This window comes from Burkholderia sp. 9775_39, assembly GCF_015712225.1.
Taxonomy (GTDB): Bacteria; Pseudomonadota; Gammaproteobacteria; order Burkholderiales; family Burkholderiaceae; genus Burkholderia; species Burkholderia cenocepacia.
The window spans coordinates 37,128-52,558 of the sequence record NZ_JACCQC010000037.1 but is presented as its reverse complement, the minus strand read 5'-3'; the positions used below and the strand labels follow the sequence as shown (position 1 = coordinate 52,558).

At 67.6% G+C, this 15,431-nt stretch carries 13 protein-coding genes; 6 read left to right on the top strand and 7 right to left on the bottom strand.

Translation table 11 applies throughout. From position 1 onward, the window contains the following. Positions 1–146 precede the first annotated feature (146 nt). Together H0X90_RS32055 and H0X90_RS32050 are read left to right on the top strand one after the other, a co-directional pair. On the top strand, positions 147–2,039 hold the full coding sequence (locus H0X90_RS32055) for a bifunctional sugar phosphate isomerase/epimerase/4-hydroxyphenylpyruvate dioxygenase family protein (protein ID WP_006489478.1): 1,893 nt from the start codon (positions 147–149) through the stop codon (positions 2,037–2,039). Between the two features lie 287 nt (positions 2,040–2,326). Then, a complete protein-coding gene (locus tag H0X90_RS32050) occupies positions 2,327–2,590 on the top strand; it encodes a hypothetical protein (protein WP_006489463.1) in 264 nt (87 codons plus the stop codon). An 84-nt stretch (positions 2,591–2,674) separates the two neighbouring features. On the opposite strand, the gene H0X90_RS32045 is transcribed toward H0X90_RS32050, so the two are convergent. Beyond that, on the bottom strand, positions 2,675–3,469 hold the full coding sequence (locus H0X90_RS32045) for an AraC family transcriptional regulator (RefSeq protein WP_006489480.1): 795 nt from the start codon (positions 3,467–3,469) through the stop codon (positions 2,675–2,677). Positions 3,470–4,091: 622 nt separating this feature from the next. Between H0X90_RS32045 and H0X90_RS32040 the strand changes: the two genes are divergently transcribed. Both H0X90_RS32040 and H0X90_RS32035 read left to right on the top strand, forming a co-directional pair. Beyond that, positions 4,092–5,228 (top strand): branched-chain amino acid ABC transporter substrate-binding protein, encoded by a 1,137-nt coding sequence (locus H0X90_RS32040; RefSeq protein ID WP_077175778.1) that lies wholly within the window; start codon positions 4,092–4,094, stop codon positions 5,226–5,228. A 312-nt stretch (positions 5,229–5,540) separates the two neighbouring features. After that, positions 5,541–6,851: an MFS transporter gene (locus tag H0X90_RS32035; protein WP_006494264.1), complete on the top strand. Its 1,311-nt coding sequence runs from the start codon at positions 5,541–5,543 to the stop codon at positions 6,849–6,851. Between the two features lie 113 nt (positions 6,852–6,964). On the opposite strand, the gene H0X90_RS32030 is transcribed toward H0X90_RS32035, so the two are convergent. The 4 genes from H0X90_RS32030 to garD all read right to left on the bottom strand — a co-directional run bounded on the left by H0X90_RS32030 (position 6,965) and on the right by garD (position 10,232). Further along, the gene (locus H0X90_RS32030) at positions 6,965–7,402 is read right to left on the bottom strand and encodes a DoxX family protein (RefSeq protein ID WP_006491342.1); all 438 of its coding nucleotides are present in this window, start codon (positions 7,400–7,402) and stop codon (positions 6,965–6,967) included. A gap of 165 nt (positions 7,403–7,567) precedes the next feature. Beyond that, positions 7,568–8,023: an RbsD/FucU family protein gene (locus H0X90_RS32025; protein ID WP_006491332.1), complete on the bottom strand. Its 456-nt coding sequence runs from the start codon at positions 8,021–8,023 to the stop codon at positions 7,568–7,570. Positions 8,024–8,102: 79 nt separating this feature from the next. After that, entirely contained in the window at positions 8,103–8,495 is a 393-nt protein-coding gene (locus H0X90_RS32020; RefSeq protein ID WP_006491341.1) for a nuclear transport factor 2 family protein, read from the bottom strand. Positions 8,496–8,678: 183 nt separating this feature from the next. After that, entirely contained in the window at positions 8,679–10,232 is a 1,554-nt protein-coding gene (gene garD / locus H0X90_RS32015) for a galactarate dehydratase (RefSeq protein WP_077190639.1), read from the bottom strand. Between the two features lie 229 nt (positions 10,233–10,461). On the opposite strand from garD, the gene kdgD reads away from it, so the two are divergent. Continuing rightward, positions 10,462–11,376: a 5-dehydro-4-deoxyglucarate dehydratase gene (gene kdgD / locus H0X90_RS32010; RefSeq protein ID WP_006494262.1), complete on the top strand. Its 915-nt coding sequence runs from the start codon at positions 10,462–10,464 to the stop codon at positions 11,374–11,376. 87 nt (positions 11,377–11,463) lie between these two features. Here kdgD and H0X90_RS32005 read toward each other — a convergent pair whose 3' ends face one another. Both H0X90_RS32005 and H0X90_RS32000 read right to left on the bottom strand, forming a co-directional pair. Next, positions 11,464–12,018, bottom strand: a complete 555-nt coding sequence (locus H0X90_RS32005) for a hypothetical protein (protein ID WP_069352611.1) — start codon at positions 12,016–12,018, stop codon at positions 11,464–11,466. Positions 12,019–12,209: 191 nt separating this feature from the next. Continuing rightward, positions 12,210–13,787, bottom strand: coding sequence for an aldehyde dehydrogenase (NADP(+)) (locus H0X90_RS32000; RefSeq protein WP_048985312.1), 1,578 nt, complete (start codon positions 13,785–13,787; stop codon positions 12,210–12,212). A gap of 247 nt (positions 13,788–14,034) precedes the next feature. On the opposite strand from H0X90_RS32000, the gene H0X90_RS31995 reads away from it, so the two are divergent. Beyond that, a complete protein-coding gene (locus H0X90_RS31995) occupies positions 14,035–15,411 on the top strand; it encodes an MFS transporter (RefSeq protein ID WP_006494259.1) in 1,377 nt (458 codons plus the stop codon). Positions 15,412–15,431 lie beyond the last annotated feature (20 nt).

Sequence of the window (15,431 nt, the reverse complement as noted above, 5' to 3'; positions counted from 1 at the left end):
CTAATTTGTACCACCTAGTTAGTTTGTACAATACGCATCACTCACCCAGTAAATTCGGGATATGGCGCGCGCACGGAACTCAACGACTGGTTCATTCAGGGCCGGTTCGACCGGCGCCATGCCCTGTTCATCCGCAGGAAACGCCCATGCAGCGCTCGATCGCCACCGTGTCACTGTCCGGCACGCTCGCCGAGAAGCTCGCCGCCGTCCAGGCCGCGGGCTTCGACGGCGTCGAAATCTTCGAAAACGATCTCGTCTACTTCGACGGATCGCCGGCCGACGTCCGGCGCATGGCCGCCGACCTCGGCCTCGACATCGTGCTGTTCCAGCCGTTTCGCGACTTCGAGGGCGTGAGCGCGGCCCAGCTTGCGCGCAATCTCGACCGGATCAAGCGCAAGTTCGACGTGATGCATGCGCTCGGCACCGACCGCATCCTCGTCTGCAGCAGTGTGGCGGCCGACACGATCGCGGACGACGGGCTGCTCGTCGACCAGCTCGGCGTGCTCGCCGAAGCCGCGCGGCAGGCCGGCGTGGTGGCCGCGTACGAAGCGCTCGCGTGGGGCCGTGTCGTGAAACGGTACGGCCACGCGTGGAAACTCGTGAACGCGGTGAACAGCCCGCACCTCGGCCTGGCGCTCGACAGTTTCCACACGCTGTCGCTCGACGATTCGCCGGACGCGATCGCCGACATCCCCGGCGACCGGATCGCCTTCGTGCAGATCGCCGACGCGCCGAAGCTCGTGATGGACGTGCTCGAATGGAGCCGCCACTACCGCTCGTTCCCGGGCCAGGGCGACTTCGACCTGGCGCGCTTCACCGCGCGCGTGATCGAGTCGGGCTATACGGGGCCGCTGTCGCTCGAGATCTTCAACGACGGCTTCCGCGCGGCGCCGACCGCGCTCACGGCGGCCGACGGCCATCGCTCGCTGCTCTATCTGGAAGACCTGACGCGCGCGCGGCTCGCGCAGGACGGTCGCACGCCGGCCGCCAGCCAGCCGCTGTTCGCGCCGCCGGCCCCGCCCGCGCACGTCGGGTTCCAGTTCATCGAATTCGCGGTCGACGCGCAGGCGGCGGCGACCGTCGGCGAATGGCTCGGCCGGATGCGCTTCCGGCTCGCCGGCCGGCATCGCTCGAAGGACGTGACGCTGTTCCAGCACGGCGCCGCGTCGATCGTGCTGAACGCCGAGCGCGACTCGTTCGCCGATGCGTTCTTCCAGCAGCACGGGCTGTCGCTGTGCGCGTCGGCATTCCGCGTCGACGATGCCAAAGTGGCGTTCGAACGCGCGGCCGGCTTCGGGTACGCGCCGTTCTCCGGCCGGGTCGGGCCGAACGAGCGTGTGCTGCCGAGCGTGAAGGCGCCGGACGGCAGCCTCGAATATTTCGTCGACGAGGCGCCGGATACGCCCACGCTATATGAATCGGACTTCGTGCTGACCGACATCGACGGCCCGAGCGAAGTCGGCCCGCTGACGGGCATCGATCACGTGTGCCTCGCGCTGCCGGCCGACGCGCTCGACACCTGGATCCTGTTCTTCAAGACGGCGTTCGGCTTCGAGGCCGAGCGCAGCTGGCTCGTGCCCGACCCGTACGGGCTGATGCGCAGCCGCGCGGTGCGCAGCGCCGACGGCTCGGTGCGGATCGCGCTGAACGCGTCGGTCGACCGCCATACGGCCGTCGCCGAATCGCTCGACCGCTACCACGGCACCGGGCTGAACCACGTCGCGTTCCGCACCGACGACATCGTGAAGACGGTCGCCGCGTTCGCGGCCGACGGCGTGCCGTTCCTGCGGATTCCGGCCAACTACTACGACGATCTCGCCGCGCGCTACGCGCTGCCGGACGAACTGATCGACACGCTGAGCGCGCATCACCTGCTGTACGACCGCGACGAGCACGGCGGCGAATTCCTGCATGCGTATACGGAGCTGGTCGACAACCGCTTCTCGCTGGAGATCGTCGAGCGGCGCGGCGGATACGACGGCTATGGCGCGGCGAATGCGGCCGTGCGGCTCGCCGCGCAGGCGCAGCGCAGGAAATAAGGAAAGGACGCGAAGCGGAGTTGGGGCCGGACCACGCAAGCGATTCGGCGACCATTCGGGCGGCCCACCTTTCACCCGCACCATCGTGGTGAATCGCACCGCCGAAGGCCCGCCCGCACGGCCGGCCTCGATCAGCGGGGAAGCTACGCGGCGTCTGGCGTTACATCCCGTAACCCGTACCGCAGCGCAGCATTGCGCCGTCCGCCACGGTTTTAAGAATCGCTTAAGTCTTCGACGGCACCATCCGCAACCAGTACCCGATGGTCATCTCGAAAAGGAGGAAAGCGATGAGCGCCGTAGAAGCACCCGCGGGCCGCCCGGCCGCGCCCCCTGCAAAGAAGACGATGCTGCGCCGCCTGCTCAGTCATCATGAAATCGCGACGCTGCTCGTGCTGCTGCATGCGCCGATCGGTGCGAACGCCAAACCCGAATTGCCCGCGCTGCAGGAAGCCGGCCTCGTCGAAATGGTCAAGCTCGACCCCGATACGGCCCCGAGCTTCCGGCTGACCGAAGACGGCACGGCCGTCCTGAAAGGGCTCGGCTACCGCTAAGCCGCCGCTTTCACCGCTTCACCCTTCCCGCTTCCCCGCCTTACCCCGATCCCCGCAACGCGCCGGCCACGCCGGCGAGTTGCGTCACCCCGCCCGCTCCTGCAGCATCAACCGGTATTCCGTCGGCGTCACGCCGACCGTCGCCTTGAACTGACGCGTGAACGCGCTGTGATCCGTGTAGCCGCACAGTGCGGCGACGTCGGTCACCTTGTCGTGCGTGACGAGCAGCGCGGTGGCCGCGTCGAGCCGCGTCTTCAGCAGCACCTGGCGCGGCGTCAGGTGGAACACCTTGTGGAAGTAGCGTTCGAGCTGCGCGACCGACATCCCGGCCATCTGCGCGAGCTGCTTCAGGTTCAGCGGCTGCACGTAATGATCCTGGATGTGCTGGACCACGTCGGCGAGCCGGCTGTAGGCCGGGTGCGATCCCTCGTGCGCCTTCAGGTCGCGCGAGATGCCCGCGAGGCCGACCACCCGGCCCGCGGCGTCGCGCAGCGGCTCCTTGCAGGTCAGGCACCAGCCTGGCTGGCGGCCCGGATACAGGTGCAGCTCGAGCTGGTCCATCAGTTGCTGGCCGGCGTTGATCGTCGCCATGTCCTGCTCGAAATAGCTGCGGCCGAAGCGACGCGGAAACACCTCGTCGGCCGTCTTGCCGAGCAGGTCGCGCTTGTCCTTGTAACCGCAGCGCATCGCCAGCGTGCGATTGACGATCGCGTAGCGGCCGCTCGCATCCTTCACGAAGAACGCGACGTCCGGCAGCGCATCGAACACCGGTTCGAGCAGGCGGAAATGCACGAGCATCGCGCCGAGATCGGCGTTGTCGGGCTGGTAGCGCAACGTGTCGGACAGGCTCATGGGCGGTACGGCAAGCAAGGTCGTCATCCCGGCAACCGCGAAGCGAGTGGCGGATGGCGTCGATTATAGGAGCGCCCCTTCGTTCGCGTCGCGCCGAACGCGGGGCGGGCAAGGCGGCGGCCGGTTGCATCGTGCGTCGCGATCGGCCGCATCGGTCAGCCGCACAGGTTGCGCACACAACTACTGCGAAGCGCGTGCGGCGCCGGCGAAGGTTCCGCTTTCGCCGCGGCCGGCGCAGCACATCGACACACTGCCAGCACGCCCCCGAATCCGCCATCCTAAAAATGCCGGCGACCCGCGTCTTGGCGGGTTTGCGCATTCGCCATGACGATTTCAGCATATATCAGGGTAATCGACGATATGCCGATATCGTCGCCGGTCACGCATCGAACGCGCAAGACGCACGCATTTTCGCTATCTAGACTTCGCTTCACGGTCACGAGACGACATCCCGCCGCTGCCGCAATCGGCACGCACGACCCGTCGCATCCGCCGTCGCGCACGCCGATTCCGGCATAGCGCACGCAGTACGCGGCGAGCACGCATCGCCGCTGCGCACCGGCCTGCGGATCGATACGTCTCGCCCGGTTTACCGGCGCCGGCCCGCATGCCGGCGGCGGCCCAACCACGCCATCAAGGGGAAGTGAAAGTGAAGCTGAAGGTATCGCACGTCGCGCTGGCCGCCGCCTGCGCACTGTCGGGCGCGCACGCCATCGCCGCCGACGTCGTCAAGATCGGTTTCGCCGCACCGCTGACCGGCCCGCAGTCGAATTACGGCACGGACATGCAGAAGGGCGTGCAGCTCGCGATCGCCGATTTCAACGCGACGCATCCGACGATCGGCGGCAAGCCCGTCACGTTCCAGCTCGACTCGCAGGACGACCAGGCCGACCCGCGCACCGGCACCACCGTCGCGCAGCGGCTGATCGACGACAACGTCCGCGGGATCATCGGACACTTCAACTCGGGCACCAGCATTCCGGCGTCCGACCTGTACGATCGCGCGGGGCTGCCGCAGATCTCGATGGCGACGTCGCCGCAATACACGGCGCGCGGCTACAAGACGACCTACCGGCTGCTGACGAGCGACGCGCAGGCGGGCCGCATCGTCGGCACGTACGCGGTGAAGACGCTGCGCTTCAAGCGCATCGCGATCATCGACGACCGCACGGCCTACGGCCAGGGCATCGCGGACGAATTCGCGAAGGCCGTGGAAGCGGCCGGCGGCACGATCGTCAAGCGCGACTTCACGAACGACAAGGCGCTCGATTTCTCCGCGATCCTGACCAACCTGAAGGGCATGAATCCGGACGCGATCTTCTACGGCGGCGGCGATGCGCAATCGTCACCGATGATCCGCAAGATGCGCCAGCTCGGGATGAAGTCGGCCTTCGTGACGGGCGAAATGTCGCGCTCGCCGACGTTCCTGAAGGTCGGCGGCGACGCGGCCGAAGGCGCGATCGTCTACATGGGCGGCCTGCCGAAGGAAAAGATGCCGGGCTTCTCTGGCTACGCGGCCCGCTACAAGGCGCGCTTCAACGAAGACGTGATCACCTACTCGCCGTATTCGTACGACGGCACGATCGCGCTGCTCACCGCGATGAAGGACGCGAACTCGACCGACCCGAAGGTGTACACGCCGTATCTCGGCAAGGTGTCGATCAAGGGTGTGTCGGCCCCGAGCATCGCGTACGACGCGAAGGGCGACCTGAAGGATGCGCCAGTGACGATCTACAAGGTCGAGCGCGGCGCGTTCAAGCCGGTCGATACGATCGCCGGCAACTGATACGCACCCCTTCCCGCGCGGCGCGCCAGCGGCTCACCGGCCGCCCGCGCCGCGCGCTTCGGCCGCCTGGTCCGAAGCCGTCCTCGGCGCGCGCCCGCGCGCAGGCATTTCGCGCTCCTGTAGAATCCCCCCACCCGCTTTGACGCTTCGTCTCCGCCGTGCCCCATCCCGGTGCGGCGACGCGTGTTGCGCGCCCCACCCGGCACGCCGCACGCTTCGACGACGCAAGCCGCGCCTTGTCAGTCCATGCCGAAAAGCGGGCCCTGGAGACGCAGCACCGACAACAACATTCGAATACCGATCGTCCTGACCATGCAAGCTTCCGAATTGAGCGGCGTGCCTCGCGCCGCCGAACGCGCGCTCACGCGCAGCGACTACAAGACCCTTGGCCTTGCCGCACTCGGCGGCGCCCTCGAGTTCTACGACTTCATCATCTTCGTGTTCTTCGCCCCGGCGATAGGACAACTGTTCTTCCCGCACGACATTCCCGACTGGCTGCGCCAGTTGCAGACGTTCGGCATCTTCGCGGCCGGCTATCTCGCGCGCCCGCTCGGCGGCGTGATCATGGCGCACTTCGGCGACCTGTTCGGCCGCAAGCGGATGTTCACGCTGAGCGTGCTGATGATGTCGGTGCCGACGCTGCTGATGGGCCTGCTGCCGACCTACGACACGATCGGCATCCTCGCGCCGGTGTTGCTGCTGCTGTTCCGCGTGCTGCAGGGCGCAGCGGTCGGCGGCGAAGTGCCGGGCGCGTGGGTGTTCGTGTCCGAGCACGTGCCGTCGCGCCATATCGGCTACGCATGCGGCACGCTGACCGCGGGTCTCACGGCCGGCATCCTGCTCGGCTCGCTCGTCGCGGCCGGCATCAACAGCCGCTACTCGACGGCCGAAGTCGGCGCGTTCGCATGGCGCATCCCGTTCCTGCTCGGCGGCGTGTTCGGGCTGTTCTCCGTGTACCTGCGCCGCTGGCTGCATGAAACGCCGGTGTTCGCCGAGATGAAGGCGAAGAAGGCGCTCGCGGCCGAGATTCCGCTGAAGGCGGTGCTGCGCGACCACGGCCGCGCGGTGATCGTGTCGATGCTGCTCACGTGGATGCTGTCGGCCGCGATCGTCGTCGTGATACTGATGACGCCCGCGCTGCTGCAAAAGCAGTTCCACCTGACGCCGGCGACGACGCTGTTCGCGAACAGCGTCGCGACGCTGTGCCTGACGGCCGGCTGCATCACCGCGGGTTCGCTCGCGGGCTGGATCGGCGCGAAGCGCGTGCTCGGCATCGGCGGGCTCGGGCTGGCCGCGTGCTACTACCTGCTGTTCGCGCAGGTCGCGGCCGATGCGTCGACGCTGCCGCTCTACTACGGGATCGCGGGCTTCATGGTCGGCACGATCGGCGCGGTGCCGTTCGTGATGGTCAAGAGCTTCCCGGCCGTCGTGCGCTTCTCGGGCATCTCGTTCTCGTACAACGTCGCGTATGCGATCTTCGGCGGCCTCACGCCGGTGATCGTGTCGCTGATGATGAAGTCGAATCCGCTCGCGCCGGTCGTGTACGTCGCGGCAATCTGCGTGCTGGGCGCGATCGCCGTGCAGTTCTCGAAGGATGCGAAGGATGTGAAGGACGCACGCTGAACGTCGGCGCGCACGCGCGGGCCGGATGAACGAAGGGCCGAATCCCGCGGCGTGCGGGATTCGGCCCTTTTGTCTTGCGTCGGCCTGGCGGCGGCTGCGTGAATCTGCCCGGTTCAGCGCAGCACGCCGTACGACGAACTCGGCCGGCGCAGCGCGTCGATGCTCGCGCCGCCTGCGCCCGTGACGAACAGCAGCAGGAACCCGCCGGCGATCGCGACGTTCTTCCAGAAGTGGATCACCATGTCGTGCTGGACGGCCGCGTTCGTCGCGTCCCAGAAATTGTGCCCGACCATCGCGGTCGCGATCGTGTAGACCGCCATCAGCAACGCGAGCGGCCGTACCTTGTAGCCGACGATCAGCAGCAGGCCGCCGAGCCCCTCGATCGCGACGACGATCGGCGCGACGACCTGCTGATAGGGCACGTTCATCCCGTGCAGATACGCGACGAAGTCGCTGTAGCCGAGCAGCTTCATGATGCCGCCCCACAAGAACAACGCCGCCAGCGCCAGGCGTGCGAAAAAAATGACGCCGGAATCGACGGTACGCGTCATGCCTCTCTCCTCGTATGCAATTCGGCCGGCCGCGCGGCCCGGCAGGGGGCGCGCGGCAAATGGGCCAGCATAGAGGGTCTTTCCGCGGTGTCCAAGAAAAAGGTTGTAGCAAATCTTTACACTGCGGCGGCGACGCCCGCGGCCCGACGCGTGGAAAAAACGCGTTTAGCCCGCGTCGCTCAACAGCACGCCCTTCTTGAAGATGAAGCAGCCGTAGCCGCGCGTTTCGCCGGTGACGATCACCGCATACGCCTGCTGCGCGCGCTCGTAGAACGCGAAACGGTCGATGCCGGCGAGCGGCACCGCGCGCCCTTCCGCGCGGTCGATCTCGGCCTGCACTTCGCGCTGCACGGGCGGCACCGCGGCCGCGTCGCCGACGACTTCCATCCGCCATGCGGGCGTGTCGACGAACGTATCGAGCGGCAGCACGGACAGCACCGCGCGCACGACGCGCGCCGAATCGGCGCCGTCGATCCGCAGCGCGCGGCCGACCACCGTGTGCTCCGCGACGGATTCCGCCGGGAAATTCGCATCGCAGATCGCGATTTCGTCACCGTGGCCCATCGCGCGCAGCGTGTGCAGGATGTCGGCGTGCAGCAGCGGGTCGAGATTCTTCAGCATGTCGGCTAGTCTCCGGGATCAGGAACGAATCGCATAACGTTACCCGATCCCGGCGGCCGCTGCGCATGTGCCGTTCGCGTCACGACGCCGCGGCCGGCATTTCGTCGATGAAACCCGTGACCGATGCGAGGCGGCCCGATGCGTCGACGGTGCCGAAGTCCGAGCCCTTCACGATCGCCGCGCCGTCGGGCGACACGAGCGCCCACGAGAACCGCAGATGCTGGCCGAACGCGTCGACGTCAGTCGTGCGGCGGAAGCGGTACGCGGGGAAACGTTGCTGCACGGCGGCGATCATCGTATCGATGCCCGCGTGGCCGTCGCCGGCCATCAGCGGATCGCGATAGGCCGCGTCGCTCGCGTAGGTCGCGTCGATCAGCGCGCGGCGGCGCGCGACGTCGGGTTCGTTCCACGCGTCGAAGTAGCGGTCGACCAGGTCGGCGTGGACGGACGAAGCGGATTGAGCGGTGTTCATGGCGAGGCTCCTTGTGTCGGTGGACGATGTCGCGGACGTTTCGGGTCCGCGTGCCGCTATCGTCGCCGGGCGCGCGCGGACGGTCGATTACGTGCGAGGTAAGGAAATCGCGCGTGCGCCGCCCCAAAAGAAAACGGGCGCCCGAAGGCGCCCGCATCGTCTTGCCGCTACCACCCGCACGTATCAGGTCACCGGCGCCGGATTGAACAGCGTCAGCGCATTCGCGAGCTTCCATTGCTCGGCCCACGTGCGGCGCTTGCCGCTGGCGACGTCGAGCATCAGCCGGAACAATTCCCAGCCCGTGTCCTCGATCGTCGCCGCGCCGGTCGCGATCTGCCCGGCGTCGAGATCCATCAGGTCGTGCCAGCGGCGCGCGAGATCGCTGCGCGTCGCGACCTTGATCACCGGCACCTGCGCGAGGCCGTACGGCGTGCCGCGGCCGGTCGTGAAAATGTGCAGGTTCATCCCCGCCGCGAGCTGCAGCGTGCCGCAGATGAAATCGCTCGCGGGCGTCGCCGCGTACAGCAGCCCCTTCTGCCGCGCCCGATCGCCGGGACGCACGACGCCGGCGATCGGCGCGCTGCCCGACTTCACGATCGACCCCATCGCTTTCTCGACGATGTTCGACAGCCCGCCCTTCTTGTTGCCCGGCGTCGTGTTTGCGCTGCGGTCGACGCGGCCGCGCTGCAGGTAGCGGTCGTACCAGTCCATCTCGCGAATGATCTCGCGGGCGACGTCCTCGTTCGCCGCGCGCGACGTGAGCTGCGCGACGCCGTCGCGCACTTCGGTCACTTCCGAGAACATGATCGTTGCACCCGCACGCACCAGCAGGTCGGCCGCGAAGCCGACCGCCGGGTTCGCGGTGAGCCCCGAGAACGCGTCGCTGCCGCCGCACTGCACGCCGACGACGAGATCCGACGCGGGACACGTCTCGCGACGGCGGCGGTTGAGCCGCTCGAGATGCGATTCGGCCATCTTCATGATCGAGTCGATCATCGAATTGAAGCCGACGTGCGCGGCATCCTGCAGGCACACGACGCCGCCGTTGCCGGTCGCGCCGTCGGCGCTCACCGGGATCACGCCCGGCGGCAGCAGACGCTCGGGCTGCAGCTTCTCGCAGCCGAGGCTCACGGTCATCAGTTCGCCGCCGAAATTCGGATTCAGGCTGATGTTGCGCAGCGTGCGGATCGGGATGTCGGCGTCCGGCGCATCGATCGCGACGCCGCAGCCATACGTATGTTCGAGCCCGACCACGTCGTCGACGTTCGGGTAGCGCGGCAGCAGTTCGTCCTTGATCCGCTTCACCGCATGTTCGACGACGCCCGACACGCATTGCACGGTCGTCGTGATCGCGAGGATGTTGCGCGTGCCGACCGAACCGTCGGCGTTGCGGAAACCCTCGAACGTATAGCCTTCGAGCGGCTCGAGCGGCGGCGCGGCACGCGTCGCGAGCGGCAGGTCGTCGAGGCCCGGCGGCTCAGGCATGCGCATCGTGCGCTCGTTGACCCAGCTGCCGCGGCGCAGGTCGGTCAGCGCATAGCCGATCACCACGTTGTAGCGCACGACCGGGGCGCCGGCCGCGAGGTCGACGAGCGCGACCTTGTGTCCTTGCGGCACGCCTTCGCACAGCGTCAGCCCGTCGGCGAACGTCGCGCCTTCGGGCAAACCGCCGTCGTTGACGACGATCGCGACGTTGTCGTCCGGATGCACGCGGATGTAGAGCGGGGAAGCAGTCATCGGAATTCCTGGAAGCATTCTGCGATATCGTTAGTCATCATACGACATTCAACCTCACTCGACGATGCTGCGTAAACCCTTATCCGGAAAGACCCTACCCTTGACCCGCCAGCAAACCGCTTGCGTCGCTCTTTCTTGCGTTGTACGATGACATACAACGACATCGCCAATTCGGCTCGTATGCCGTTCCCGACGAACCAGCACTCGCGCTAGACGGACGACCCCAACCATGACTTCACCGCAAGAACTCAAACAGATCATCTCCCACGGCCTGCTGTCGTTTCCGCTGACGGATTTCGACGTCGACGGCAGCTTCCGTCCGAGCACCTATGCCGAGCGCCTGGAATGGCTGGCGCCGTACGGCGCGAGCGCGCTGTTCGCGGCCGGCGGCACCGGCGAATTCTTCTCGCTCACGCAGCGCGAGTATTCGGACGTGATCCGCGTCGCGACGGAAACCTGCAAGGGCAAGGTGCCGATCCTCGCCGGCGCGGGCGGCGCGACGCGCGTCGCAATCGAATATGCGCAGGAGGCCGAGCGCCTCGGCGCGAGCGGCGTGCTGCTGATGCCGCACTACCTGACCGAAGCGAGCCAGGAAGGGATCGCCGACCACGTCGAGCAGGTGTGCCGCGCGCTGAAGATCGGCGTCGTGGTGTACAACCGCGCGAATTCGAAGCTGAATGCGGACATGCTCGAGCGCCTCGCCGACCGTTGCCCGAACCTGATCGGCTTCAAGGACGGCGTCGGTGAAATCGAGAGCATGGTCACGATCCGCCGCCGCCTCGGCGATCGCTTTGCGTACCTCGGCGGCCTGCCGACGGCCGAAGTCTATGCCGCCGCGTACAAGGCGCTCGGCGTGCCGGTGTATTCGTCGGCCGTGTTCAACTTCATCCCGAAGACGGCGATGGCGTTCTACGAAGCGATCGCGAAGGACGACCACGCGACGGTCGGCCGCCTGATCGACGAGTTCTTCCTGCCGTACCTGAAGATCCGCAATCGCCGCGCGGGCTACGCGGTCAGCATCGTGAAGGCGGGCGCGAAGCTCGTCGGCCACGATGCGGGCCCGGTGCGCGCACCGCTCGTCGATCTCACCGAAGCCGAAGCGGCCGAGCTCGACGTGCTGATCAGGAAGATGGGCCCGCAGTAAGCGGGTTCGCCGGCGGCGCGGGCGTCCCGCTCCGCCTCCGTCTCACGCGATGGCCGCGCGGCTCGACGAGCCGGCGCGGCCATTGCATTACATCTGCGCGATCGCGCCGATGATCCGCTGACGCACACCGGTGAGCGTGTGCTGCGTCTCGTCGATCCCCTTGCGCGCCGCAAGCGGCCGGCCGCGCGCCGGCGACTCGGCGCCCACGATCTGTTCCAGCACGTCGCGATCGACGACTGCATCGAAGAAGCGCCCGACGGTAAACATCGCGTACTGCTTCGCCGTCGCGAGATGCGTGTTGGCCTGCGTGAGCGCGTCGGCGCGCTGCGCGCCGTTCGGCCCGTCGATGCTGCGGCGGTGCTTCAGCGCGAACACCACCGCCTCCATGTCTTGCTTGAAGCGCTCGACGGCCCTGCCGAAGATCACCGAATGCGGATCGGGGCCCACGACGGGCCGCCCCTGGTTGATCGTCACGTCGAATTCGCTGCCGCCCAGCTCGCGCTGCAGCGCGAACAGCGCGTCGGCCAGCACGCGCCCTTCGCTGGTTTCGCCGATCTGGGTACGGACCGATTTCGCGACGTCGCCGATCGCTTTCCACAATCCGGCCGCGAACAGGTGGTCGCCACGCTTGCTGATATTCATTGGATGGTTCCTTGTTGGTCTTGTGCGTCTCTCAGGCTCGCCCGCGGACCTGACGGTCCGAGGCTTCGCTACTGTAGGAGAAACGGTGCCAACAGGAAAGCCGCGCTGAAAAAAACGGAGACGGCCACCGGCCGCCTCCGTTTTTACCCATCCGGCGAGCGGCCCGGCGTTCGCCGCCGGGCCGCCGCCCGTCACTCCGCCTTGCCGTCCCGCAGCCGCGGAATCGCGAGCGGGTTGCCTTCCTGCAACCCTTCGGGCAGCAGGTCGTCCGGGAAGTCCTGATAGCACACCGGCCGCAGAAAACGCTCGATCGCCGTCGCACCGACCGACGTGACGGCCGGGTTCGACGTCGCGGGGAACGGCCCGCCGTGCACCATCGCGTCACACACCTCGACGCCGGTCGGGTAGCCGTTGACCAGCAGGCGCCCGGCCTTGCGCTCGAGGATCGGCAGTAGCCGGCGCGCGAGCGGCTTGTCGTCGGCATCCATCTGCAGCGTGGCCGTCAACTGGCCTTCGAGCGCGTCGAGCACGCGTGCGACTTCGTCGAGATCGCGACAGCGCACGATCAGCGACGCCGGCCCGAACACTTCGTGGCTGAACGCCGGCTCGCCCAGGAACGCCTGCGCGCCCACTTCGTACAGCGCGCCGCCCGCCTGGCAGTCGGTCTGCGCCGCCTCGCCCGAGCCGATTTCGCGCACGCCCGACAGTTCGGCCAGCTTGCCGCGACCGTGACGGTACGCATCGGCGATGCCGCGCGTGAGCATCACGCCGGCCGGCTTCTTCGCGAGCGCCTGCGCGGCGACCGTCTCGAAGCGGTCGAGATCGGGGCCGTCGATCGCGAGCACGAGGCCCGGATTGGTACAGAACTGGCCGACGCCGAGCGTCAGCGAATCGACGAAGCCCGCGGCGATCGCGTCGCCGCGCGCGGCCAGCGCGGCCGGGAACAGCACGACCGGGTTGATGCTGCTCATTTCCGCATAGACGGGAATCGGCTGCGGACGCGCGTTCGCGAGCTGCACGAGCGCCATCCCGCCCTGCCGCGAGCCCGTGAAGCCGACGGCCTGGATCGCCGGATGACTGACCAGCGCCGCGCCGATCACGCGGCCGGGGCCGACCAGCAGCGAGAACACGCCGGCCGGCATGCCGGTTTTCGCGACGGCGGCGCGGATCGCGCGGCCGACCAGCTCGGACGTGCCGAGGTGCGCTTCATGCGCCTTCACGATCACCGGGCAGCCGGCCGCGAGCGCCGACGCGGTATCGCCGCCCGCCACCGAGAACGCGAGCGGGAAATTGCTCGCGCCGAACACGACGACGGGCCCGAGCGCGACTTTCTGCAGCCGCAGGTCCGAACGCGGCAGCGGCGTGCGCGCCGGCTGCGCGGGATCGATCGACGCGGCGAGGAAACGTCCGTCGCGCACGACACGCGCGAACAGCCGGAGCTGGCCGACGGTACGGCCGCGCTCGCCCTGCAGCCGCGCGACGGGCAGGCCCGTTTCGGCGTGCGCGCGCTCGATCAGCGCGTCGCCGAGCGCGACGATTTCATCGGCGATCGCTTCGAGAAACGCCGCCCGGGCCGCGAGCGGCTGCGTGCGGTACGCATCGAACGCGTCGCGTGCGAGTTCGCACGCGCGGTCGACGTCGGCCTGCGTCGCGACGCCGAACGCCGGGACGTCGATCGGCGCGCCCTTCGTCGGGTCGAACGCGCGCAAGGTTCCGGCCGAGCCGGCCACCGCTTCGGCGCCGATCAGCATCTCTCCTGTCAGTTGCATGGGTGTGCTCCGTGGTTCGGGAATGGATTGCCTATTGTAGCTCAACAGATACGATGTCTGCCGACATCCGCGCAGTATCCTGTCCGCGGGCAAAGGCGCCGACGATACACGCGGAAGCCTTTCCCGGCTAGCTTCTCACGACTTTCCCACACTGTGATGACGATCCTCAAAGGGAAAACCCGAGGTTTCTGGATTCGAGCATTCTCAATAAACTTTCGCCTATGTCATACGACGACGTACATTCAAAGTGAGCAATCAACCCTCCCCGCGCGATCTTCCGCTCGACCTCGCGCGCACTGCGCGCCGGACCGCCGTGCGCTACTGGATCCTGGCGATGCTGTTCGTCGTCACGACGCTCAACTATGCGGACCGCGCGACGCTGTCGATTACCGGCACGCCGATCCGCAAGGCGTTCGGCATCGATCCGGTGACGATGGGCTACATCTTCTCGGCGTTCAGCTGGGCGTACGTGCTCGCGCAACTGCCGAGCGGCTGGCTGCTCGACCGCTTCGGCGCGCGGCGCGTGTATGCGGCGAGCATCTTCCTGTGGTCGGCGTTCACGCTGCTGCAGAGCACGATCGGCCTCGGCGGCAGCGCCGCGTTCGCGGTCGCCGCGCTGTTCGCGATGCGCTTCGCGGTCGGCATCGCGGAGGCGCCGGCGTTTCCGGCGAACGCGAAGGTCGTCGCGAGCTGGTTCCCGACGGCCGAGCGCGGCACCGCATCGGCGATCTTCAACGCCGCGCAGTACTTCGCGGCCGTGGTGTTCTCGCCGCTGATGGCCTGGCTCACGCATGCGTACGGCTGGCATCAGGTGTACCTGTGGCTCGGCCTGGCCGGCATCGCGCTCGCATTCCTGTGGCTGCGCGTCGTGAAGGACCCGGCCGACCATCCGGCCGTGAACCGGGCGGAGCTCGACCATATCGAGCAGGGCGGCGGCCTCGTGCGGTCCACCACGCGCGGTAGCGGCGGCGCGTCCGAAGGCAGCCGCGTGGCGGGCTGGTACTACGTGCGCCAGCTGCTGTCGAACCGGATGCTGATCGGCGTGTACGTCGGCCAGTACTGCGTGAACGTGCTCACGTACTTCTTCCTCACGTGGTTTCCGATCTACCTCGTGCAGGCGCGCGGGATGTCGCTGCTGAAGGCCGGCTTCATGACGTCGCTGCCGGCGATCTGCGGGTTCCTCGGCGGCGTGCTCGGCGGGATGCTGTCGGACGCGCTGATCCGCCGCGGCGTTTCGCTGACGCTCGCGCGCAAGATCCCGATCGTCGGCGGGATGCTGCTGTCGATGGTCATCATCGGCTGCAACTACGTCGACAGCGAAGCGCTGGTCATCATGCTGATGGCCGTGTCGTTCTTCGGCAAGGGGATCGGCTCGCTCGGCTGGGCCGTCGTCGCGGATACCGCGCCGAAGGAAGCGATCGGCCTGTCGGGCAGCCTGTTCAACATGTTCGGCAACACGGCGGGCATCGTCGCGCCGATCGCGATCGGCTACCTCGTCGGCGCGAGCGGCTCGTTCAACGGCGCGCTCGTGTTCGTCGGACTGAACGCGCTCGTCACCGTGTTCAGCTATCTCGTGATCGTGAAGGAGATCAAGCGCGTCGAACTGCGTCATCGCGACGCGTGAGGTTCGACCTTTGAAAAACG

Bases quoted from the DNA above. Each gene is read 5' to 3' on its own strand.
- H0X90_RS32000 (WP_048985312.1), bottom strand. From the start codon at position 13,787: ATGCAACTGACAGGAGAGATGCTGATCGGCGCCGAAGCGGTGGCCGGC.
- garD (WP_077190639.1), bottom strand. From the start codon at position 10,232: ATGACTGCTTCCCCGCTCTACATCCGCGTGCATCCGGACGACAACGTC.
- kdgD (WP_006494262.1), top strand. From the start codon at position 10,462: ATGACTTCACCGCAAGAACTCAAACAGATCATCTCCCACGGCCTGCTG.
- H0X90_RS32030 (WP_006491342.1), bottom strand. From the start codon at position 7,402: ATGACGCGTACCGTCGATTCCGGCGTCATTTTTTTCGCACGCCTGGCG.
- H0X90_RS32035 (WP_006494264.1), top strand. From the start codon at position 5,541: ATGCAAGCTTCCGAATTGAGCGGCGTGCCTCGCGCCGCCGAACGCGCG.
- H0X90_RS32045 (WP_006489480.1), bottom strand. From the start codon at position 3,469: ATGACGACCTTGCTTGCCGTACCGCCCATGAGCCTGTCCGACACGTTG.
- H0X90_RS32050 (WP_006489463.1), top strand. From the start codon at position 2,327: ATGAGCGCCGTAGAAGCACCCGCGGGCCGCCCGGCCGCGCCCCCTGCA.
- H0X90_RS32005 (WP_069352611.1), bottom strand. From the start codon at position 12,018: ATGAATATCAGCAAGCGTGGCGACCACCTGTTCGCGGCCGGATTGTGG.
- H0X90_RS32025 (WP_006491332.1), bottom strand. From the start codon at position 8,023: ATGCTGAAGAATCTCGACCCGCTGCTGCACGCCGACATCCTGCACACG.
- H0X90_RS32020 (WP_006491341.1), bottom strand. From the start codon at position 8,495: ATGAACACCGCTCAATCCGCTTCGTCCGTCCACGCCGACCTGGTCGAC.
- H0X90_RS32055 (WP_006489478.1), top strand. From the start codon at position 147: ATGCAGCGCTCGATCGCCACCGTGTCACTGTCCGGCACGCTCGCCGAG.